Origin of the sequence: Halorussus limi (assembly GCF_023238205.1) — an archaeon.
In the GTDB taxonomy this organism is placed as follows: Archaea; Halobacteriota; Halobacteria; order Halobacteriales; family Haladaptataceae; genus Halorussus; species Halorussus limi.
On record NZ_CP096659.1, the window covers coordinates 1,136,802 to 1,157,632 of the forward strand.

Genomic DNA, 20,831 nt, shown 5'->3' on the forward strand with positions numbered 1-20,831 from the left:
GCGGTGCGGAAGGCGACGAGAGCGACGACGGCGACGAAGGGGCGGCGACCGCTGATTCAGGCAGGCAGCGAGAACGCGGCGACTTCCTCCTCGTAGGTCGCGTCCCAGAGCGCGAGTCGGTTCACGGTCCACGTCACCGATTCGACGTCGCGTTCGGCGAGTCGGCGGGCCGCCTGCTCGGACGCCACACCGCCGCCCCGCGCGAGCGTGACGTGCGGAACGTAATCGTCGCCCTCGAACTCCTCGACGGCCGAGAACTCGTCGAGCAGACGGTCGTGGACCCGACGGAGGCCCGGACTCTCGACGGCGAGGTAGACCACCGGTCCCTCGCCGAGCGGCGGGTGCTCGAAGCAGTCGATGCCGGTGACGCGGGCCTCGAATGCCGGTGCGCCCGCCAGCGCCGTCCGGACCTGCTCGCGCAGGCGCGCGACTCCACCCGGCGGCGCGTCGCCGAGACGCTTGCAGAGGAGGGTGTGGCGCTCCCGGATGGTGTCGAAGTCGAGCAGGGCGGGCCGGAGGTCCTCGGCGAGCCGCTCGACTTCGCCGGGAACCGGGACGTTGAGGCTGTACACGCCCGGAACGTGGAGGAGCGCGCACAAGAGAATGGCGGTCGTCGGACCGACGGCGGTTCGGAGACCAGATTTATTGTATTTCGCCACCTTAAGTGGGAGGAATGGAGATACCCGGGGAGGCCGTGCGCGTACTCTACGTCGCCGACAGACAGCGGACCGGTGACTTCGCCGAGTACCTCGGAAGAGAGGACGCCGTCACCGTGGCGCGCGCGGACGACGCGGCGGCCGGCCTCGACCGCTTGGAATCGGAGACGTTCGGCTGTGTCGTCGGCGACGCGAACGGCGGACTCGACCTGCTCGACGCCGTGCGAGAGCGGTGGCCCGACATCCCGTACGTGTTCGTCGCGGGCGAAGGGGACGACGACGCCAGCGAGGCGCTCGCGCGCGGCGCGACCGACTACCTCGAACGACGGGCCGACCGCGACCAGTCGGCCCTGCTGGTCGTCCGGGTCGAAAACGCCGTGGTGCGCCGGGCCGCCAGCGGTCCGGACGGGTCGCTCGTCACCCGAGAGACGGCCGACGACTACGCCCGCATCGCGACCGAACTCCGCGAGAACGAGACCTACCTGCGGAAACTCTACCGGACGGCGTCGAACACCGAACTCTCATACGAACAGAAGCGTCGCCGACTCCTCGAACTCGGCCGAGAGCGCCTCGACGTGGACGTGGGGTTCGTCTCGCAGGTGGAAGGCGACACGTTCGAAATCGTGGACGCGGTCGGGTCCCACGAACTGCTCCAACCCGGCGAGACCGCGCCGCTGGGCGAGACCTACTGCCGGAAGACGGTCGAGGGCGAGGGACTGCTGAGCGTCGAGGACGCCGAGTCGGAAGGCTGGTCCGACGACCCCGCCTACGAGACGTACGGTCTCGGCTGTTACGTCGGTGCGAAGATATTCGTAAACGGCGACCTCTACGGCACGCTCTGTTTCGCCGACCGGGACCCCCGCGACAGGGCGTTCTCCGAGAACGAGAAGATATACGTCGAACTCATCTCCCAGTGGTTGGGCTACGAGTACGAGCAGATGGCCGACGAGAACGCGCTCCGCGAGCAGAACCGCCGCCTCGACGAGTTCGCCAGCGTGGTCAGCCACGACTTGCGCAATCCGCTGAACGTCGCCAGAATCTACCTCGAGATGGCCCGAGAGAGCGGTTGCGAGGAGGACTTCGAGCAGGTCGAGGACGCCCACGACCGGATGGAGCAGTTGATTCAGAACCTGCTCACGCTGGCCCGACAGGGCGACGCGCTACACGACGTGACCGACCACGACCTGTCGGCAGTTACGGCCGAGGCGTGGCAGAGCGTCGAGGCCGACGCCGCCGTCTGTCGAGCGGAGGACGACGTGACCGTCGAGGCCGACCGCGAGCGTCTCCAGCAACTGCTGGAGAACCTCTTTCGCAACGCGATAGAACACGGCGGCCAAGCGGTGACGGTTCGGGTCGGTGCGCTCGACGGCGGCGACGGGTTCTACGTCGCCGACGACGGCCCGGGCGTCCCCGAGAACCGGCGTGAATCGGTGTTCGAACACGGCTACTCGACGGACGACGGCGGGACCGGACTGGGACTCGCAATCGTTCGGCGCATCGCGGAGGCCCACGACTGGACCGTCTCGGTCGCCGAGAGCGAGACGGGCGGCGCGCGCTTCGAGGTTAGATTCTGACCGGGCGTCGGGTCGCGCGATTCCCTCTCCTGGCGGGCACGTGTCGTATCATTGACTGCAATCTTTGCCGACCCGATAGAGTTTAAGCCCCTCGCTCTCAATGGATGTGACGATGACAGGGACTCGCGGCCCGGGGTCGCTCGCAGGTACCCCCGAGAGCCGTGAGTCCGCCCTCGTTCTCGCGCGACGACGACCGGGGTCCTTTTAGACCCCACCTTATCCTCATCCCCTGACTCCGCTGGTTTCGTCCCGTTCGACGTCACCCGTATCGTCCGCGAACTATCCACTGACACGACACCCGACAACACACCACACCCAACATGACAGAACAATCGAAAGTCGCGCTCGCCTTCTCGGGCGGACTCGACACCACCGTCTGCGTCCCGCTGCTCGAAGAGGAGTACGAACACGACGAAGTAATCGGCGTCACGGTAGACGTCGGCCAACCCGCCGAGGAGTTCGACGAGGCCGAAGAGACCGCGGAAGCGCTCGACCTCGAACACTACGTCGTGGACGCGAAGGACGCGTTCGCCGACCAGTGTCTCGACGCCGTGAAGGCCAACGCGACGTATCAGGGCTACCCGCTGGGCACCGCGCTCGCGCGCCCCGTCATCGCCGAGGCCATCCTCGAAGTCGCCGAGGAGAACGACTGCGACGCCATCGCTCACGGCTGTACCGGCAAGGGCAACGACCAACTTCGCTTCGAGGCGGTCTGGCGCGAGTCGGATTTGGAGGTCATCGCGCCCGTCCGCGAACTCGGCCTGACCCGCGAGTGGGAGATGGAGTACGCCGACGAGAAGGACCTGCCCGTCGAGGGCGGCAACGAGGGCGACTGGAGCATCGACACCAACCTCTGGAGTCGCTCGGCCGAGGGCGCGGACCTCGAAGACCCCGGCTACGTTCCGCCGGAGGACATCTACGAGTGGACCGACACGCCCGGTCAGAAGAACGTCGAGACCGTCGAAATCACCTTCGAAGAGGGCAAGCCGGTCGCCGTCGACGGCGAGGAGATGCCCGCAGTTCAACTCATCGAGTACCTCAACGACCTCGCCGGGAGCCACGGCGTCGGCCGCACCGACATGATGGAAGACCGCATGCTCGGCCTGAAGGTCCGCGAGAACTACGAGCATCCCGCCGCGACGACCCTGCTCAACGCCCACGAGGCGCTCGAAGGACTCGTCCTCACCGAGGAGGAGCGCGCCTTCAAGAAGCAGGTCGACCAGCAGTGGGCAGAGAAAGCCTACGAGGGCCTGCTGTCCGCGCCGCTCGTGGACGCCCTCGACGGATTCGTGGACACCACCCAGGAGAAGGTCACGGGCACCGTCACCGTGAAGTTCGAGGGCGGACAGGCCCGCCCGGTCGGCCGCGAGAGCGACTACGCGGTCTACTCCGAGTCGGCCGCCTCGTTCAACACCGAGTCGGTGGACGGCATCGCCCAGAGCGACGCGACCGGCGTGGCGAAGTACCACGGCTTCCAGTCCAGACTCGCAAACGAGGTCGCCGCGAACGCCGAGGCCAAGAAGGCCGAACTGCTGACCGACGGTTCCGGCGATGGGACCGAGGAGACGGAGGAGCAGTAGAATGACCGAGGAGAGCGGCTCCGCGGGTAGCGAGGAACGTCGTTCCTCCAACGACGCGTCCGACGTGGTGCGCCGCGACCGCTTCAGCGGCGGCCCCGCCCGCGGGTTCCTCTCCTCGATGGCCGACGACGAGCGCATCTTCGCGGCCGACCTCGCGGTGGACCGCGCCCACGTCGTGATGCTGGCCGAGCAAGGCGTGGTGAGCGAGGACGAGGCCACCGCAATCCTCTCGGCGCTCGACGAGGTCGAGTCGGCGGGATTCGACGCGCTCCCCGACGGCGAGGACGTTCACGCCGCCATCGAAACGGCCGTCGTCGGCCGCGCGGGCGACGTCGGCGGGAAGATGCACACCGCCCGGTCGCGCAACGACGAGGTGGCGACCTGTATCCGCTACCGCCTGCGCGAGGACGTGCTGGACGCCGTCGAGGCGACGCTCGGCCTCCGGAAGTCGCTGGCGGAAGTCGCCGAGGGGCACGCCGAGACCGTGATGCCCGGCTACACCCACCTCCAGCCCGCACAGCCGACCACCGTCGGCCACTACCTGCTCTCCTACGAGCAGGCGGTCGCGCGCGACACGGCGCGCCTGTTCGACGCCTACGCTCGCGTGAACCGCTCGCCGCTCGGTTCCGCCGCGTTCGCGGGCACGCCCTTCGACGTGGACCGCGAGCGCACCGCCGAGTTGCTCGGCTTCGACGAACTGGTCGCCAACTCGATGGACGCGGTCTCGACCCGCGACTTCCTCGTGGAGGTCGTCGCCGCGCTCGCGAATCTGGCGACCACGGTGTCGGGCCTCGCCGAGGACCTCGTGGTGTTCTCGAACAAGGGCCTCGTAGAACTGTCCGACGACTACTCCTCGACCTCCTCCATCATGCCCCAGAAGAAGAACCCCGACACGCTCGAACTCGTGCGGGCGACCGCGGGGGACGCCGCGGCGGGGCTGAACGGCCTGCTCACGACGCTGAAGGGCCTGCCCCGCGCGTACAACCGCGACCTCCAGAACGCCACGCCCCACGCGTGGGAGACCGTCGACGCCGTTTCGGAGGCGGTCGCGGTCGCCGCCGGGGCCGCGGCGACCGCGGAGTGGGACGAGGCGGCGCTGGCCGAGGCGGCCGGTGAGGGCTTCTCGACGGCCACCGGCGTCGCCGACCTCCTGGCGATGGCCGGAGTCCCCTTCCGGAAGGCCCACGAGATGGTCGCCGAGAGCAGTGAAAAGGTGTCCAAGAGAAACGAAAATGTTGCTGAAAGCAACGTCAAGGCGTCTTATTTGGACGCGCTCGACGCCGCGGCCGAGGAGATTCTGGACGACTCGCTGGCGGCCTACGTCGAACGCGAGGCGGTCGAGGCCGCGCTCGACCCCGCCGAGAGCGTCGCGTCGCGCGACTCGACCGGCGGTCCCGCGCCCGAGTCGGTCGCCGCGGGCCTGACAGCGGCCGAGGAGACCGTCGCGGCCGACGAGGCGGCGCTGGCCGACGCCCGCGAGTCGCTGACGGCCGCCGACGAGAGACTCCGCACGGAGGTGAGCCGATATGCCTGAGCCACGGCCGGTCCCGTCCGGAACCACATTTATAAACTACCGAAGTCCGAAATTGGATTTCGTTTGACGCGATATTCGCCCTCTCACGCCCTTAGAGACGACTCTGTGCTATGAAAATATTTTGTCACGTTCGATGGTTTTAAGTGGTACTGCGGGATACATTGGAGTGCTATGACCGAATGCGTCGAATGCGGGGCGGACGTGACCCTGCACGACAACGCCGAAGTGGGAGAGATACTCGACTGCACGACCTGCGGCGCGGAACTGGAACTCGTCGAACGAAACCCGCCAGTCCTCGACCGAGCCCCGGAGCTCGAAGAGGACTGGGGGGAGTAAGTTGCAGGTCGGAATACTCTACTCCCGGATTCGGAAGGACGAGAAGCTCCTGCTCTCCGAACTCCGCGAGCGCGGCCACGACGTGGTGAAGATAGACGTGCGCGACCTCCAGTTCGGACTGGACGAGGCCCCCGAAATCTTCGCGGACCTCGACGTCGTGGTGGACCGGTGTCTCGCCACGAGTCGGAGCCTCTACGCCACCAAGTTCTGCGAGGCGTACGGCGTGCCCGTGGTCAACTCCGCGGAGACCGCCCAGACGTGCGCCGACAAGGTTCAGAACAGCCTCGCGCTCGCCGGCGCTGGCGTCCCCACGCCCGCGACCGACGTGGCGTTCACCAAGGAGTCGGCGATGGAGAGCATCGAGTCGTTCGGCTACCCCTGCGTCCTCAAGCCCGTGGTCGGGTCGTGGGGTCGCCTGATGGCCAAAATCGACTCGCGGAGCGCCGCCGAGGCGATTCTCGAACACAAGGCCACGCTCGGCCACTACGAACACAAGGTGTTCTACGTCCAAGAGTTCGTGGACAAGCCCGGCCGCGATATTCGCGTCCTCGCGACCGACGGCGACCCCGTCGCCGCGATGGTTCGCTCGTCGGACCACTGGCTCACGAACGCCGCGAAGGGTGCCGAGACCGAGGCGTTCGAACTCGACGCCGAGGCGAAGAAGCTGGTCCAACAGGCCAGCGACGCGGTCGGCGGCGGCCTGCTGGGCGTGGACCTAATGGAGGTCGGTGGAGGGGACGAACCCAACTACACCGTCCACGAGGTCAACCACACGGTCGAGTTCAAGGCGCTGAACGACGCCGCCGACGCGGACGTGCCGGCCGAAGTGGTCGATTGGCTCGAAACGAAGGCCGCCGCGAAACAGGAGGTGGTCGCCTGATGCCCATCGTCGATTCGACCGGAGCGGAGGGAGCGAGCGCGGACGAGACGCTCTCGGCCACCGTCGTCGGCGCGAGCGGGTTCGCGGGCGGCGAACTCCTCCGCATCCTCTCGGGCCACCCGAACTTCGACCTCGCGGGCGCGACCAGCCGCGAGTACGCGGGCAAGTCGGTCGGGTCGGTCCACCCGAACCTCCGGGGGACCGACCTCCGGTTCTCGGACCCCGCGGACCTCGACTCCGTGGACGTGCTGTTCGCCGCGACGCCCCACGGCGTCTCGATGGCGCAGATAGACGCCTTCTACGAGGCGGCCGACACCGTGGTGGACCTGAGCGCCGACTTCCGGTTGAACACCGCCGAGCAGTACGAGGAGTGGTACGACGGCCACGACGCGCCCGAGTATCTGGACGAGGCGGTGTACGCCCTGCCGGAACTCCACCGCGAGGAGTTGCCCGGCGCGGACCTCGTCGCCGCGGGCGGGTGCAACGCCACCGCGACGATTCTCGGCCTCCATCCGCTGTTCGAGGCCGGGATTCTCGACGGCGACGGGAGCGAGCAGATAGTCGCAGACGTGAAGGTCGGGTCCTCGGAGGGCGGCGCGACGTCGAGCGAGGCCGGAAGTCACGCCGAGCGCTCGGGCGTCGTCCGGCCCTACGCGCCGACCGGCCACCGCCACGAGGCCGAAATCGAGCAGGAACTGGGCGCCGAGGTGTCCTTCTCGGCCCACGCCGTGGACATGGTCCGCGGCGCGGCCGCGACCTGCCACGTCTTCCCGAGTTCGCCCGTCTCGAAGGGCGACCTCTGGTCGGCCTTCCGCGGGGCCTACGACGAGGAACCGTTCGTCCGCCTACAGTCCGGCGGGTCGGGCGTCTATCGCTACCCCGAACCGAAGGCAGTCGCGGGCACCAACTACGCCGAAGTCGGCTTCGAGTTGGACCCCGGAAACGAGCGCGTCGTGGTGTTCAGCGCCATCGACAATCTGGTGAAAGGCACGGCCGGGCAGGCGGTCCACGCCGCCAACCTCGCGCTCGGCCTCGAAGAGACCGCGGGACTCGACTTTCAGGGACTCCACCCGGTGGGAAGCCCATGACGGACGAGTACACGAAAGCGGACCTCGAAGCGGCACACGAGCAACTTATCGACAACGACCTCGGCGACGACGGACTCCGGACTGATGGAGGAGCGGTCGGCGGAGACGAACAGAACCCGCCCGTCGTCGTCAAAATCGGCGGCGCGCGTGCCGTGGACCCCGAAGGCGCGCTAGCGGACATCGCGCACCTCGTCGCCAACGGCGAGGACGTGGTGGTCGTCCACGGCGGTTCGACCGCGGTGGACGACACCTTGGAGCGCCTCGGCGAAGAGGCCGAGTACGTCGAGACGCCCGGCGGCGTCGTCGGACGCTTCACCGACGAGACGACGATGGAGGTCTTCGAGATGGTCCTGCCCGGCAAACTCAACACCGACCTCGTGGCCGCGCTCCAGAACGAGGGCGTGAACGCGGTCGGTCTCTCTGGCGCGGACGGAAAGCTCCTGACCGGCCCGCGCAAGTCGGCGGTCAAGGTGGTCGAGGACGGCCGGAAGAAAATCCGCAGGGGCGACCACTCGGGCAAAATCGAGGCGGTCAACGACGACCTGCTCTCGACCCTGCTCGCCGGAAGCTACGTCCCGGTCGTCACGGTGCCGATGCTCGCCGAGGAGTCGCGCGGCGCGTCGAAGACGGGCGGCGGAGGCGGCGCGGGCGCGACGGAGTACACGCCCGTCAACGCCGACGCCGACCGCGCGGCCGCCGCGATTGCGGGCGCGCTGGGCGGCGAGTTAGTCGTGCTGACCGACGTGGCGGGCGTCTACGAGGACCCCGACGACCCCGAGTCGGTCATCGAGCGCGTCGGGACCCCCGCGGAGTTGGACGCCGCCGAGGCGGCCGCGGAGGGGTTCATGACGAAGAAAGTCATGGCGGCGGTCGAAGCCCTCGACGGCGGTGCGGCCTCGGTGACGGTCGCGGACGCGAACAACCGCGACCCCATCACCGCGGCCCGGACCGGCCACGGAACGACCTTCGAACCCGGGGCGGTGAGATGATGTCCGGATTCGTCTACTCCGAGAAGCCGATTCGAATCGAATCGGGCGAGGACGCGTACCTCTACGACGATTCGGGCGACGAGTACCTCGACTTCGGCGCGAGTTACGGCGTCGCCGCGGTCGGTCACTGCCACCCCGAGGTCGTCGAGGCCGTCCGGTCGCAGGTCGAGAAGCTGACTTTCGTGCAGGCCAGCTATCCCAACTCGGCCCGCGACGGTCTCTACGACAAACTGGCGGCGGTCGCGCCCGGTGACTTGGAGAACGTCTGGCTCTGCAACTCCGGCACCGAGGCCAACGAGGCGGCCATCAAGTTCGCGCGGAGCGCCACGGGCGACTCCAAAATCGTCGCGGCGCAACGCGGCTTTCACGGCCGGACGATGGGGTCGCTCGCGGCGACGTGGAAACCCAAGTACAAGAAGCCATTCGAACCGCTCGCGAGCGACTTCGAGTTCGTCCCCTACGGCGACCGGCAAGCCCTCGAAGCGGCCGTGGACGACGAGACGGCCGCGGTCCTGCTCGAACCGATTCAGGGCGAGGGCGGCGTGAACCCCGCGCCCGAGGGCTACCTGAACGCGGCCCGCGAGGTGACGGAGGAGACCGGGTCGGCGCTGATTCTGGACGAGATTCAGACCGGACTCGGCCGGACGGGCGCGCTGTGGGCCTGCGAGAAGCGCGGCGTCGTCCCCGACGTGCTCACGTCGGCGAAGGGACTCGGCGGCGGCCTCCCGGTCGGCGCGACCCTCTGTGCCGACTGGGTAGCCGAGAACGCGGGACCGCACGGGTCGACGTTCTCGGGCGGGCCGGTGGTGAGCGCGGCCGCGGAGGCCACGCTCTCGGTCATCGCCGAGGAGAATCTGCCGGAGAACGCCGCCGAGGTCGGCGACCGCCTCCAGTCGAAACTGAGGGGGTCCGACGCGCCGATTCGCGCGGTCCGCGGCGAGGGCCTGCTCCTCGGCGCGGAGGTGAAACGCGGCGCGAACCGCATCCTGAAGGAACTGGCGATGAACCACGGGATTCTGGCGCTCCCCGCGGGCCGGACCGTGGTGCGCCTGCTCCCGCCGCTGACCGTCTCGGAGGCCCACGCCGACGAAGTGGTCGCGGCGCTCGAAAGCGTCCTCGCGGGGGCCGAGACGTGAGCCAGAGCGCCGACGCGGGCGTGACCGACGAGGCGGCCCGCGAACTCCTCGCCGACCTCGTGGCGATTCCCTCCCCGACCGGCGACGAGCGCGAGTGCGCCGAGCGCCTCGCGGCCTTCTTCGAGGAGCGCGGCCGGGAGGCGTGGCTCGACGAGGCGGGCAACGTCCGCGCGCCCGCCGACGACTCGGTACTCCTCACGTCGCACATCGACACCGTGCCGGGAGACATCCCGGTGGAGGTGACGGACGGGAAACTCTGGGGCCGCGGGAGCGTGGACGCCAAGGGACCGCTCGCGGCGATGGCCGCCGCCGCGGTCGAAACGGGAGTTAGCTTCGTCGGCGTCGTCGGCGAGGAGACCGACTCCCGGGGCGCGCGTCACCTCGTGGCCGACCGCGAGGAACCCGACGCCGTGGTCAACGGCGAACCCTCCGGATGGGACGGCGTGACCCTCGGCTATCGGGGCTTTCTGGCCGGGGAGTACGCGGTCGAGACCGACTCGGCCCACACCTCCCGTCCCGACCCGAACGCGATTCAAGCGGCGATGGCGTGGTGGTCGCGGGTGGAGGAGGCGTTCGAGAGCGCCCCCGAGCAGACGGACGAACCGTCGGTGTTCGAGCGGGTGACGGCCAAACCGGTCGAGTTCTCGGGCGGCACCGCGGCCGACGGCCTGTCGGTGGAGGCGAGCGTGGACGCGCAGTTCCGGATTCCGCCCGACGAGACCGCGGCCGATATCCGAGAGACCGTCGAGGACGAGTTGGCGGCGGGGTCGGTCGAGTGGGCGGAACCGATTCCGCCCGTGATGGAGACGCCCCGGAGCGAGGTGGCGCGAGCGTTCCGGACCGCGATTCGACGAGTCGGGGGCGACCCTCGACTCCTCCGCAAGACCGGAACCAGCGACATGAACCTCTACGCCGGAGCGTGGGGCTGCCCGATGGCGACCTACGGACCCGGCGACTCCGAGTTGGACCACGCGCCGAACGAACGCCTCGACCTCGGGGAGTTCGACCGCGCCGTCGCGGTCCTCGAACGCGTCTCCGAGACCCTGCAATCATGAACGACCACGCGACCCACTCCACGACAGACCCGACCGACCCGACCGCAGCATCGCCACCGAAGCACTTCCTGCAAATCGACGACCTCTCGGGCGACGAACTCGCCGAGTTGTTCTCGACCGCCGCCGAGTTGAAAGTCGCCCACCGCGCCGGGAAGGACCACGCGGTCCTGCCGAACCGTAGCCTCGCCATGCTGTTCGAGAAGCCGAGTACCCGCACCCGGGTCTCCTTCGAGGCGGGGATGACCCAGTTGGGCGGCCACGCGGTCTACCTCGGCCCCGACACGACCCACCTCGACCACGGCGAACCGGTCGCCGACACCGCCCGCGCCCTCTCGCGGTACGTGGACGCGGTGATGGCCCGCGTGTTCGACCACGACGCCCTCGAATCGATGGCGGCCCACGCCACGGTGCCCGTGGTCAACGGCCTCTCGGACGCGGCCCACCCCTGCCAGACGCTCGCGGACCTGTTCACCGTCTACGAGCGGTTCGGCGGGTTCGAGGACGTGGAAGTCGCGTGGGTCGGCGACGGGAACAACGTCGGCCAGTCGTTCGCGGTCGGGGCCGCGATGGCCGGCATCGACCTCACGATGGCGACGCCCGAAGGGTACGGACCCAACGACGGCGTGCTGGCGCGGGCCGACGCGTGCGGGCGGGCCCCCGACGTCGTCCACGACCCCGAGAAAGCGGTCGAGGGCGCGGACGTGGTGTACACCGACGTGTGGGTCAGCATGGGCGAGGACGACGTTCGCGAGGAGAAACTCGGCGACTTCGAGGGCTTTCAGGTGAACGACGACCTGCTCGCGGCCGCCCCGAAGGCCGACGTGATGCACTGCCTGCCCGCTCACCGCGGCGAAGAAATCACGGGCGACGTGCTGGAGAGCGACCGGGCGGTCGTCTGGGAGCAGGCCGAGAACCGGATGCACACCCAGAAGGCGCTTCTGGTGCATCTGCTCGGCGAGGACTGAGCCCCGGCTAGTCGGCCGCGTGGCGCTCGACGGTCTCGTCGAGGTGGAACTGCGTCCGGAGTTGAAGCCGGGGCACCTGCCCGACGGCACCGTTCGTGCCGGGCTTTCGCGTCGTCGTGCGCTCTACGGTCGCCGAAACGTCGGCGTCGAGCCAGTCCCGGAGCGCCGAGCGCAGTCGCCGACCCGACTCCTTCGAGTCGAGCAATACGTCCACGGCCGGAGTTCGCGGGCGCACCGCGAGGACCTCGGGACGGTCTCCCAGCCACGCCGTCAGGTCGGGGTAGGTCGCCTCGCCGAGCGTGTCCGCGATTTTCGCGTACGTGCCGGTGAGGTCCGCGAGTCGCCAATACTTCGTAAGCGCGTACTCGTCCACGACGTTGTCCCGGCGCGTCACTCGGTACGCGTTCGTGAGGACGTCGGCATCCTCGAGTCGGTCGTAGTCGGCCTCGAACCGGACGCGGCGCTCCTCCGAAGAGTCGGTGTCCGGCGTCCACGTCGCTTGCCACTCGTACATGGCGGCGGCTATCCAGCCCCCTGTTATCAACTTTCACCTTCCGGGGCTCTCCGGTCGAGGTCCGTGCCCGCGCCGAATGCTAAACACGTATTCAACTAGCTCGTTATAAATGTCAACCGCCAAAAGTGATTACGGTCGACCCGTCGTGGCTTCAGCGGGGGAAAACCCGTGTTCTACCACGACAACGAACTACAGTACGAAGTCGAAGTCGAAGACCCGGACCCGTACTTCGCGAAGATGTTGCAGCAAGCCATCGGCGGAGTCGAAGGCGAGATGCGCGTCGCGCTCCAGTACATGTTCCAGGCGTTCGGGCAACCGAAGGAGAAACAGGAGTACCGCAACCTGCTGATGGAGACCGCGGCCGAGGAGTTAGGCCACATCGAGATGCTAGCTACGGCCGTCACGAAGAACCTCGAGGGCGCACCCGAGGAACTGCGCCGGGAGGCGCGCGAGAACGACGCCGTCATCGACGCGATGATGCAGGGCGGCCAGCCGCGACAGGCGCTCTCTGCCGGCCTCCACGCGATGCCGGTCGACGCCAACGGTAACGCCTTCAGCGGGAACTTCATCGTCGCCAGCGGGAACCTCGCGGCCGACATGTACGCCAACATCATGGCCGAGTCCACCGGGCGACTGCTCGCGACCCGACTCTACGAGATGACCGACGACCCGGGGATGAAGGACATGCTCGCGTACCTCATCGCCCGCGACACGATGCACCAGAACCAGTGGCACGCCGCGCTGGAGGAGATGGGCGAGACCGTGCCGGTGCCCGCGAGCTTCGACCAAGAGAAGGAGAATCAGGAGTACAACTACGAGTTCATGTCCACGTTCCGCGAGGACCGGGAGGACCCCCACGAGCGTTGGACCGAAGGAGTGTCCATCGACGGAAAGGGCGAGTTCTCGTTCGGCAACCAGCCCGGCGGCGGCAACCCGCAACTCGAAAAGGCCATCGAGGAGATGTACAACGAGGCCAGCGGCGGGTCCGGCGACAGGACCATCGAAGACGAGTAGCGACCCGACTCACGTCCGGCGAGCGACCGCGAAGGTGACGCCGAGGACCCCGCCGTAGAGGACGTGTCCGACGAGGCTCGCGACGCTCGGGTCGGGAATCGGCAGCACCCAGACGGTGTTGGCCAGCGCCCAGAACGTCACGGCGACGCCGGTGGCGACTACCCAGAGCGCGACCCCGTAGCCGACGCCCAGCGCGACCCCAGTTGCGGCGCGGTCGGCGAAGCGGTCGAGTCGGGGGAGACTCACGACGCCGACGTAGACGAGTGCGAACACGAGGCTGTGGGACAGGTGGACGACCCAACTGTACGCCAGCGCCTCCACGCTGACGACCGTCTCGCGCGGGGGCAGGACGCCGACCGCGAACTGGAGGTAGAGTCCGAAGACGAGGCCGGCGACGAGTCCGGCGATAGCGCCGCCGACCCACCGACTTCGGCCGCGCCGGTCGCGTCGAACCGCGGTCTCCGTCTCGGTCATAACGTGTGAACTATGATAGCACGTCTGAAAAATCGGTGCGTTCGTTCGGACCGTTCACGGTTCGACACCGGAGTCACGAGGCATTTCGGCACGAAAGAGGAGATTGTGTCTGGCGCGTGACTCCGCCAGAAGGCCGGAAAGCGCCAGCGTAACCCCGAACGGGAGTACGACGACACCCGCTGTTTTACCGGTCCCACCTCGGACTGCTCTGCAGGTTCGAGGCGGTAACTTGTACCGTAGTCAACGAGTTGTTGCGGATAGAGAACTGAGTACCGAGGACATCTCCGGTCGGTCTCCAATCGAAATGAAGGGGTGGAAACGAGTGCCACGACTCGGTTTCGCGGTGAGCGTGACGCTCGGTCGGCAAAACGACGAGCGCCAGCGACGGGAGATATCCTCCCGCCGCGTTCCGCGAGCGTAGAACTACCTCGAACCGACCGTTTTTATCCGTCGGTTCCCTCCCACAGAACGATGACTCTGAGTCTGTCCGGGGAGCGACCCGACCCGCCGGAGACGGCGGACGAGGGCGTCTGGTTGGCCTGCATCGAGTGCGGAACGACCTTCGCCCCGTTCGAGGCGGTTCGGTACACCTGCGACTCGTGCGACGGTCTGCTGGAGGTACGATACGCCGACCTTCCGACCTTCGAGGACTTCGAGGGACGCGGCGTCTGGCGGTACGCCGACGCGCTCCCCTTCGAGGAGGGCGTGGCCATCGAAGAGGGCGACACCCCGCTCTACGAGGTGCCGACCATCGAGGACGAGACGGGGGTCGCGGACCTCCGAGTCAAACACGAGGGGATGAACCCGACGGGGAGTTTCAAGGACCGCGGCATGACCGTCGGCGTCCGCGTCGCCGAGCGACTGGGCGTGGACCGCCTCGCGTGCGCGTCTACGGGCAACACGAGCGCTGCGCTGGCGTGCTACGGGGCGCGCGCAGGAACGGAGGTTCTGGTTCTGCTCCCCGCCGGAAAGGTCGCCGCGGGGAAGGTCGCGCAGGCCAGCCTCCACGGCGCGCGGATTCTGGAGGTCGACGGCAACTTCGACGCCTGCCTCGACATCGTCTCGGACCTCGCCGCCCGCGGCGAGGCGTACCTGCTCAACTCGCTCAACCCCTTCCGACTTGAGGGCCAGAAGACCATCGGCCTCGAGATTCTGGAGCAGTTCCGCGACCAGACGGGCGAGTTCCCGGACCGCATCGTCCTGCCGGTCGGGAACGCGGGCAACACCGCCGCCCTCTACAAGGCGTTCCGCGAACTGGTCGCGTCGGGGGCGCTCGCTCCCGAGGAAGTGCCGGCGCTGACCGGCGTGCAGGCCGAGGGCGCGGCCCCGATGGTCGAGGCCATCGAGGAGGGCAACGACGAGGTCCGGCGCTGGGAGGAGGTCGAGACCCGCGCGACCGCCATCCGCATCGGCAACCCGGTCAACGCACCGAAGGCCCTGCCCGGCATCCGCGAGACCGGCGGCACGGCGGTCGCGGTTTCGGACGAGGAGATAACCGACGCCCAGCGCTCGCTCGCCCGCGACGGCGTGGGAGTCGAACCCGCGAGCGCGGCCTCCGTGGCGGGACTCCGGAAACTCCGCGAATCCGGCGACGTCGCGGCCGACGAGCAGGTCGTCTGCCTGACGACGGGCCACCTGCTGAAGGACCCCGACGCCGCCGCGGCCGCCGGAGCGAACCCCGAACCGGTTCCGGCCGACACCGACGGCGTGTTGGACCACCTCGGCGAGTAGGAATCTCCAGTCGAAACGGCGTCGTTCGTCCGTCTGACGCCGTCATGCTCCCGTCTGACGCGACTTTTTGGGGGTAGACGCCGTGTGTCTTCGCGTGAGCACCGAGACCCCCGAACGCGCTCACGACCCCGAGAGACTACCCGAAGGAGAGCGAGCAGACGGGTCGAACCCGCGACCCGACGACGATTTGAGGGTGGTGGTCTGTCCGCAACGTGTCTACGAACAGTTACGACCGGAACTCGACGAGCGACACGAGCGCCGATGCGGCGACTACGAACGCGAGTACGAGGAACTGCTGACCGAACGCGCGCGACTGGCCGACGAGGTGAATCGCCTCGAACGACGATTGGAGAGCAAGAAGTCCCAACTCGACGCCGTGGTCACGCGCAACGAGCGAGTGCTGGAAGCGCGGACCGAGTCCTACCGCGAGCGAATCGCCGGCGACGGCGACGACTTCGAGTGGACCGGCCGGAGACAGGAGTCCGGTCTGCTGGCGCGACTGAAAGCGTGGATTCGGTAGCCCGCGCCGCGCTCTCGTCGCTGTGGAAACGCGCCGGTCCGGCGACTTACCCGCTTCGCGCCAACGCCACGACGACCGTCGCGCTCACGAGCAAGCAGGCCAGCAACCCGGCGAACGCCGCGGTGTACGAGATTCTCCCCGCGACGAATCCGACGTAACTCGGGCCGAGACTCCCGAGACCGATGTAGACCGTCCGGGTCGCGCCGAGGTCGCCGCCCATGCTCCCGTCGGGAAACGTGTCCATCAGGAGCGCCTGCATCACCGGCGGGTAGGCCATCAGGCCCCCGGCGAAGACGACGACTGCGCCACCCGCTGTGAGCGTGCTGTCCGCGACGAGTAACCCGGCCAGCGCGCAGGCCGCGACGACCAAGGCCCCGGCCGCGACACCCGCCCGGGGGAACCGGTCGCCCAGCGACCCGGAGAGGGGCTTGACCGCCGCGCCGACCAGAAACAGCGCGGCGAACCCGCCGCTGGCGAGTCCGGCCGGGAACCCCTTCGACGCCCGGAGGAACGTCGGCAGGAACCCGGCCGCGCTCTGCCACGTGAACGCGTAGAGCGCGTAGGCCAGCAGGAGCCACCGCATCCGGGGGTTGCTCCGGAGTCGCCTCGCGGTCTCCGCGGCGTCAGAGAGGCCCGCAGCGACCGACTCGCGGTCCACCGTCGGGCGGACGTACTCCTCGCGACCCCAGAGGTGGAGCGCGAGCGCCACGCCCGCGAGGACGACGACGACCGGCGCGTAGGCCGAGCGCCAACCGGCGAGCGCGAGCGCCGCGACGGCGAGTCCGGCCGCGGCCGCGCCGCCCACGTCGCCCGAGGCGGTGTGCAGGCCGAACGCCTGCCCGCGGCGGGCGACGAACAGGTCCGAGACCAGCGCCCGGGCCGGGGTCGGGTAGAGACCGGCACCGGTGCCGACGACGACCGCACCGAGCAGGAACACGGGGTAGTTCGGCGCGCTGGCGAGGACCGCGAACCCCGCGACGACCAGCGCGAGACCCGCGACGAGCAGGGTCTTTCGGGTCAGTTCGTCCGAGAGGCGGCCGCTGGGGTACTGACAGAGCGCGTAGAGACCCCAGAGGGTCGTGAAGGCGAGGCCGGACTGGAACTCGGTGATGGCGAGGTCGCCCATTACGGCCGGAAGCATCGGCGAGAGGACGAGTCGGCCGGTCTGGATGGCGGCCCATCCGAGCGAGACCGCCAGCAGGAGACGGCCGGAGTAACCGGTCAGGAGGCGCTCCTCGCGGGCGTCCGTCTCGTCGGCGCGGCCGTGTGACACTGTCGGAGCAAGGAGACGGAGGTATTTGAGTTCGGGTTTTGCGGCAGGGGCGAACGTGGAACGACGGCGAAGGCCAGTGACCGTCTCCGTAACGTTCACCGGTAAAACCGAGATATATAAGCAAGTAGGAGTTAACTATCTAACACTCTGATGGAACGCGACCGAGCGGCGCTCGTCGCCCTCCTCTACGCCGTCTCGGCAGGTGTCTCTGCCGCAGCACTTCGCTCGACGGACCTCGCGGGCGAACTGAGTCCTCCGACGGAACTGAGCCAGACCAGCGGGGAATCGCTACTGTTCGTCTTCCTCCGGTGGCTCTTTTCGGTCCTCGGGATGTCGATGTCCGAGTTCCGCATGCCCTCGGCGGGCGGGGGCGTCCTCCGCCTCCTGCTCGCCCTGTTTCGGACGGTCGAGTCGTACCTCTTGCCGATAGCCGTCGGCGCAGTCGTCGTGACGGCGCTGGGACTCGCGACGCGCCGAATCGCCAGCGGCACGTCCGGCACGACGGCGACGGACGACGAGGCGACCGAGCGAGACGGAGTTCAGTTCCGCCCCGAGGAACTCTCGAACGAGGTGTATCGAGCCTGGGGCGAGATGGTCCGAAAGCTCGACGCAGAGAACGCCCGCGCCCGGACCCCGGCCGAGTGGGCCGGGGTCGCACGCGAGGCGGGGTTCGACGCCGAGTTCGTCGACGAGATAACCGACTCCTTCCGGGCGGTCAGGTACGGTGACGAACCGGTCGGCCCGGAACAGCGTCGGTGGAACCGACGCGACTCGGAAGGCGCGGAGGGCGACACCGAGCGATGAACAGGCTTCGAACCGGGGCGACGGTCGTCGGCTACGTCCTGTTCGGTGTCAGCGTCGCGGTACTCGGTGGGAGCGCTCTCCTCGGGGAGGACTCGATACCGGTCGTCCTCGCGGGCGACCTGATTCCGCCGGCGTTCTTCACCGTCGCAGTCGTGGGAACCGCGCTGGTCCTCGTCCTGTCCGAGGTACCGAAGGCGGAGACGGCACCGCTGGAAGTCGAAGCGGTCGCCCGAGGTCGGACGTTCGGAGCGCGCTTCGACCGCCGCCTATCGGGGTGGCTGTTGGTCGTGCCAGAACGCGAGCGACGGACCATCCGGGAGGAGCTTCGAGAGACGGCGCTGGAGACACTCGTCCGCTCGACGGGGTGTTCCCGCGAGAGGACGCGGGAGAAGCTCGAAACCGGGGCGTGGACGGACGACCGAGTCGCGGCGTCGTTCTTCACACCGACCGGGAGTGGGTTTCGGAGTCGAACGAGAGCGATAGTCGGGCGGATTCGGTTCGAGCATCGAGTCGAGCGAACGGTGCGGGCGCTACAGTCAATCGAGAGCGAGAACGAATGAACGAGAGTTGGCGAACCGGACGGTGGAACGGCGCAGTCGCGTTCGTGTTCTGCGCGACCGCAGTCGGCGTCTACTTCGACCGACCGGCGCTGTTGCTCGTCTCCATCGTCGGCGTCGGGTTCGCCGCGTATCCGTACGTGACCCGAGAGCCGCCGACCGAGTTCGGCGTCGAGCGGCGTCTCGACGCGACGACTCCCGAACACGGAAGTCGCGTAACCGTGACGGTCGGCATCACCAACGAGAGCGACCGGTACGCGCCGAACGTGCAGGTCGTGGACGGCGTTCCGGAACTCCTGACCGTCGCGTCGGGGACAGCGCGACACGCGACGGCGCTCGAAAGCGGCGAGTCGGCGCAGTTCTCGTACGAACTCCGCGCCAAGCACGGCGAACACCGGTTCCGGCCCGTCACGGTAGTAACCGGCGACGTGAGCGGTGGCAAGGAAATCGAACTACGGGCGACCAGCGACGCCAAAATCGCCTGTCTGCCGCGCGTGAGCGAGGTTCCGCTTCCCGACCGACTGGTCGGCGCCGGACGAGCGAGCGCGGCGGCCGCAGGGGACGGCGTCGAGTTCCACCGCACGCGAACGTACCGCCACGGCGACCCGCCGAGTCGAATCGACTGGCGGCGGTTCGCCAGAACCGGCGACCTCTCGACCGTCGAGTATCGAGAGGACCGCGTCGCGTCCGTCGTCGTCTGTCTCGACGCTCGTCGCGTCGCCTACTGTCGGAGCGGCGACGGCGAACCGCACGCGGTCTCCTACGGCGTCGCGGCGGCGAAGGCGATAGCGACCGCCTTCCGGCGACAGGACCACCGGGTCGGTCTCGCCGTGTTCGGGCCAGCGTTCCGCTGGGTAGCGCCGAGCGCCCGAGGAGGTCTCCGTACCGTACTCGGCGAGACGGCGGACGGGGGTCCGCTGCTGTCGCCGGACCCGCCGGACGAAACCGACGACGACCCCGCCGGAAACGGCGACGAGCAGGCGACGAAGCTCGCGGCGAAACTGACTCGTCGCGACCAACTGGTGGTCGTCTCCCCTCTCGTGGACGAGGAGATGGCGGACGCGATTCAGCGGCTTCGACGCCGGTGTAAGGCCGCGTTCGTCGTGAGTCCCGACGTGACGTCGGACGCCACGACCGGCGCGGCGGTCGGTCGGCTCCGGCGCGCGAATCGAATCGCCGCCCTCGAACGGTCGAACGTGCGCGTCGTCGATTGGTCCCCGGACGGGTCACTGAACGACGCGTTCCGGCGGACCATCGGGAGGCACGAGCGATGAACGACGAGTTCGTCACGCCCGACCGCCGCCCGACAGCGGTCGGAAGCGCAGTCGCGCTGGCGTTCGTCCTCGCGGGCGTCGCCGCGTTGACCGACGACGCGACGGAACTCGTCCCCGTGGCAATCGAAGCCGCGTGTCTCCTCTGTGTCGGTGGGGGTCGAGTCCTGCAGGGACGCGGGCGTTCGAGGACCGGGCGAGCGGCGGTCTTCGTCGGGAGCCTCGCGCAGTTTCTCGCGGTCGGCGCGGCCGCCTCGATGCCCGAGCGACTGGACGAGCAGGTCGTTCTCGTCGTCGGCCTGTTCGGCGTCGCGCTCTGTCTCCTCGGGCTGTATCCGCTCCGGCGGAGTCAGTCGCGACAGTTCGTGAACGCCGGCGTCGGAGCCTGTCTGGTCTCGATACTCGTGGCCGGAGTACTTCGAGAAGCGTCCGTCCTGCGACTCACCGTGGCGTCGGCCGCCACGCTGGTCGGTTGGAACGTCGGACAACAAGCTGTCACTCTCGGAAGGCGAGTCGGGCGAGCGGCCGGGACGAAGCGAGTCGAAGCGGTTCGGACGCTCGCGAACGCGTCCGTCGGTGCGATACTCGTCGCGTCGGTCGCCGTCGGTAACGCCGTCGCTCCGATACAGGTACCGACGCTGGCACTCACGTTGTTCCTCGCGACGGTCATCGCGCTTCTCACGTCGTTGCTCTCGTTGTCGTAGCTGAATCACGCCGTCGCTCACACGGTATGTCAGTAGTGGACATCAACAGCGCCCCCGACGAAACCAGCGGTACGTGCTTTCGCACTCGACGATTACACCGCAGTTCGGTCGAGAGTTCGAGCAGAACCGCGGGTCGTGGTGTTTCCGAAACTGGACAAGAGCGAATTCCGTCCGCG

General features: G+C 68.4%; 21 protein-coding genes. 17 read left to right on the forward strand and 4 right to left on the reverse strand.

Features of this window, described 5'->3' with window-relative positions:
• Positions 1–56: 56 nt before the first annotated feature.
• Positions 57–572 (reverse strand): 2'-5' RNA ligase family protein, encoded by a 516-nt coding sequence (locus M0R89_RS05900; protein WP_248651633.1) that lies wholly within the window; start codon positions 570–572, stop codon positions 57–59.
• 101 nt (positions 573–673) lie between these two features.
• Here M0R89_RS05900 and M0R89_RS05905 point away from each other — a divergent pair, with 101 nt between their 5' ends.
• The 10 genes from M0R89_RS05905 to argF all read left to right on the forward strand — a co-directional run bounded on the left by M0R89_RS05905 (position 674) and on the right by argF (position 11,793).
• Complete coding sequence (locus M0R89_RS05905; protein ID WP_248651634.1) at positions 674–2,230, forward strand: ATP-binding response regulator; 1,557 nt, start codon at positions 674–676, stop codon at positions 2,228–2,230.
• A gap of 320 nt (positions 2,231–2,550) precedes the next feature.
• On the forward strand, positions 2,551–3,810 hold the full coding sequence (locus M0R89_RS05910; RefSeq protein WP_248651635.1) for an argininosuccinate synthase: 1,260 nt from the start codon (positions 2,551–2,553) through the stop codon (positions 3,808–3,810).
• Between the two features lies 1 nt (position 3,811).
• Complete coding sequence (argH, locus tag M0R89_RS05915) at positions 3,812–5,344, forward strand: argininosuccinate lyase (RefSeq protein WP_248651636.1); 1,533 nt, start codon at positions 3,812–3,814, stop codon at positions 5,342–5,344.
• 171 nt (positions 5,345–5,515) lie between these two features.
• Complete coding sequence (lysW, locus tag M0R89_RS05920; RefSeq protein ID WP_248651637.1) at positions 5,516–5,680, forward strand: lysine biosynthesis protein LysW; 165 nt, start codon at positions 5,516–5,518, stop codon at positions 5,678–5,680.
• Between the two features lies 1 nt (position 5,681).
• Positions 5,682–6,560, forward strand: a complete 879-nt coding sequence (lysX, locus tag M0R89_RS05925) for a lysine biosynthesis protein LysX (protein WP_248651638.1) — start codon at positions 5,682–5,684, stop codon at positions 6,558–6,560.
• Positions 6,560–7,648, forward strand: coding sequence for an N-acetyl-gamma-glutamyl-phosphate reductase (argC, locus tag M0R89_RS05930; protein WP_248651639.1), 1,089 nt, complete (start codon positions 6,560–6,562; stop codon positions 7,646–7,648). The genes lysX and argC overlap by 1 nt, the downstream gene beginning before the upstream one ends.
• Entirely contained in the window at positions 7,645–8,637 is a 993-nt protein-coding gene (locus tag M0R89_RS05935; protein ID WP_248651640.1) for an acetylglutamate/acetylaminoadipate kinase, read from the forward strand. The genes argC and M0R89_RS05935 overlap by 4 nt, the downstream gene beginning before the upstream one ends.
• Positions 8,637–9,773, forward strand: coding sequence for an aspartate aminotransferase family protein (locus tag M0R89_RS05940; RefSeq protein WP_248652326.1), 1,137 nt, complete (start codon positions 8,637–8,639; stop codon positions 9,771–9,773). The genes M0R89_RS05935 and M0R89_RS05940 overlap by 1 nt, the downstream gene beginning before the upstream one ends.
• Positions 9,770–10,828, forward strand: coding sequence for a [LysW]-lysine hydrolase (locus M0R89_RS05945; protein ID WP_248651641.1), 1,059 nt, complete (start codon positions 9,770–9,772; stop codon positions 10,826–10,828). Before M0R89_RS05940 ends, M0R89_RS05945 begins: the two co-directional genes overlap by 4 nt.
• Entirely contained in the window at positions 10,825–11,793 is a 969-nt protein-coding gene (gene argF, locus M0R89_RS05950; protein WP_248651642.1) for an ornithine carbamoyltransferase, read from the forward strand. The genes M0R89_RS05945 and argF overlap by 4 nt, the downstream gene beginning before the upstream one ends.
• Positions 11,794–11,800: 7 nt before the next feature.
• Here argF and M0R89_RS05955 read toward each other — a convergent pair whose 3' ends face one another.
• Positions 11,801–12,307: a hypothetical protein gene (locus M0R89_RS05955; RefSeq protein WP_248651643.1), complete on the reverse strand. Its 507-nt coding sequence runs from the start codon at positions 12,305–12,307 to the stop codon at positions 11,801–11,803.
• 168 nt (positions 12,308–12,475) lie between these two features.
• Between M0R89_RS05955 and M0R89_RS05960 the strand changes: the two genes are divergently transcribed.
• Positions 12,476–13,321 (forward strand): manganese catalase family protein, encoded by an 846-nt coding sequence (locus tag M0R89_RS05960; protein WP_248651644.1) that lies wholly within the window; start codon positions 12,476–12,478, stop codon positions 13,319–13,321.
• Positions 13,322–13,330: 9 nt separating this feature from the next.
• Here M0R89_RS05960 and M0R89_RS05965 read toward each other — a convergent pair whose 3' ends face one another.
• Positions 13,331–13,795 carry a hypothetical protein gene (locus tag M0R89_RS05965; protein ID WP_248651645.1) on the reverse strand — a complete coding sequence of 155 codons (465 nt, stop codon included), beginning with the start codon at positions 13,793–13,795 and terminating at the stop codon, positions 13,331–13,333.
• Between the two features lie 471 nt (positions 13,796–14,266).
• Here M0R89_RS05965 and thrC point away from each other — a divergent pair, with 471 nt between their 5' ends.
• Positions 14,267–15,526 (forward strand): threonine synthase, encoded by a 1,260-nt coding sequence (gene thrC / locus M0R89_RS05970; RefSeq protein ID WP_248651646.1) that lies wholly within the window; start codon positions 14,267–14,269, stop codon positions 15,524–15,526.
• A gap of 94 nt (positions 15,527–15,620) precedes the next feature.
• A complete protein-coding gene (locus tag M0R89_RS05975; RefSeq protein ID WP_248651647.1) occupies positions 15,621–16,046 on the forward strand; it encodes a hypothetical protein in 426 nt (141 codons plus the stop codon).
• Between the two features lie 46 nt (positions 16,047–16,092).
• Here M0R89_RS05975 and M0R89_RS05980 read toward each other — a convergent pair whose 3' ends face one another.
• Positions 16,093–17,319: an MFS transporter gene (locus tag M0R89_RS05980; protein ID WP_248651648.1), complete on the reverse strand. Its 1,227-nt coding sequence runs from the start codon at positions 17,317–17,319 to the stop codon at positions 16,093–16,095.
• 150 nt (positions 17,320–17,469) lie between these two features.
• On the opposite strand from M0R89_RS05980, the gene M0R89_RS05985 reads away from it, so the two are divergent.
• The 4 genes from M0R89_RS05985 to M0R89_RS06000 are packed head-to-tail and all read left to right on the forward strand — an operon-like array spanning position 17,470 to position 20,655.
• Complete coding sequence (locus M0R89_RS05985; protein WP_248651649.1) at positions 17,470–18,123, forward strand: DUF4129 domain-containing protein; 654 nt, start codon at positions 17,470–17,472, stop codon at positions 18,121–18,123.
• Complete coding sequence (locus M0R89_RS05990; RefSeq protein WP_248651650.1) at positions 18,120–18,683, forward strand: DUF7269 family protein; 564 nt, start codon at positions 18,120–18,122, stop codon at positions 18,681–18,683. Before M0R89_RS05985 ends, M0R89_RS05990 begins: the two co-directional genes overlap by 4 nt.
• Complete coding sequence (locus M0R89_RS05995; protein ID WP_248651651.1) at positions 18,680–19,954, forward strand: DUF58 domain-containing protein; 1,275 nt, start codon at positions 18,680–18,682, stop codon at positions 19,952–19,954. Before M0R89_RS05990 ends, M0R89_RS05995 begins: the two co-directional genes overlap by 4 nt.
• Positions 19,951–20,655: a DUF7519 family protein gene (locus M0R89_RS06000; protein WP_248651652.1), complete on the forward strand. Its 705-nt coding sequence runs from the start codon at positions 19,951–19,953 to the stop codon at positions 20,653–20,655. Before M0R89_RS05995 ends, M0R89_RS06000 begins: the two co-directional genes overlap by 4 nt.
• The last annotated feature ends 176 nt before the right edge of the window (positions 20,656–20,831 follow it).

Excerpts from the sequence above, each read along its gene's own strand:
- M0R89_RS05905 (WP_248651634.1), top strand. The coding sequence starts at position 674 with ATGGAGATACCCGGGGAGGCCGTGCGCGTACTCTACGTCGCCGACAGA.
- M0R89_RS05910 (WP_248651635.1), top strand. The coding sequence starts at position 2,551 with ATGACAGAACAATCGAAAGTCGCGCTCGCCTTCTCGGGCGGACTCGAC.
- argH (WP_248651636.1), top strand. The coding sequence starts at position 3,812 with ATGACCGAGGAGAGCGGCTCCGCGGGTAGCGAGGAACGTCGTTCCTCC.
- lysW (WP_248651637.1), top strand. The coding sequence starts at position 5,516 with ATGACCGAATGCGTCGAATGCGGGGCGGACGTGACCCTGCACGACAAC.
- argC (WP_248651639.1), top strand. The coding sequence starts at position 6,560 with ATGCCCATCGTCGATTCGACCGGAGCGGAGGGAGCGAGCGCGGACGAG.
- M0R89_RS05935 (WP_248651640.1), top strand. The coding sequence starts at position 7,645 with ATGACGGACGAGTACACGAAAGCGGACCTCGAAGCGGCACACGAGCAA.
- M0R89_RS05940 (WP_248652326.1), top strand. The coding sequence starts at position 8,637 with ATGTCCGGATTCGTCTACTCCGAGAAGCCGATTCGAATCGAATCGGGC.
- argF (WP_248651642.1), top strand. The coding sequence starts at position 10,825 with ATGAACGACCACGCGACCCACTCCACGACAGACCCGACCGACCCGACC.
- M0R89_RS05955 (WP_248651643.1), bottom strand. The coding sequence starts at position 12,307 with ATGTACGAGTGGCAAGCGACGTGGACGCCGGACACCGACTCTTCGGAG.
- M0R89_RS05965 (WP_248651645.1), bottom strand. The coding sequence starts at position 13,795 with ATGACCGAGACGGAGACCGCGGTTCGACGCGACCGGCGCGGCCGAAGT.
- thrC (WP_248651646.1), top strand. The coding sequence starts at position 14,267 with ATGACTCTGAGTCTGTCCGGGGAGCGACCCGACCCGCCGGAGACGGCG.
- M0R89_RS05985 (WP_248651649.1), top strand. The coding sequence starts at position 17,470 with ATGGAACGCGACCGAGCGGCGCTCGTCGCCCTCCTCTACGCCGTCTCG.
- M0R89_RS05990 (WP_248651650.1), top strand. The coding sequence starts at position 18,120 with ATGAACAGGCTTCGAACCGGGGCGACGGTCGTCGGCTACGTCCTGTTC.
- M0R89_RS05995 (WP_248651651.1), top strand. The coding sequence starts at position 18,680 with ATGAACGAGAGTTGGCGAACCGGACGGTGGAACGGCGCAGTCGCGTTC.
- M0R89_RS06000 (WP_248651652.1), top strand. The coding sequence starts at position 19,951 with ATGAACGACGAGTTCGTCACGCCCGACCGCCGCCCGACAGCGGTCGGA.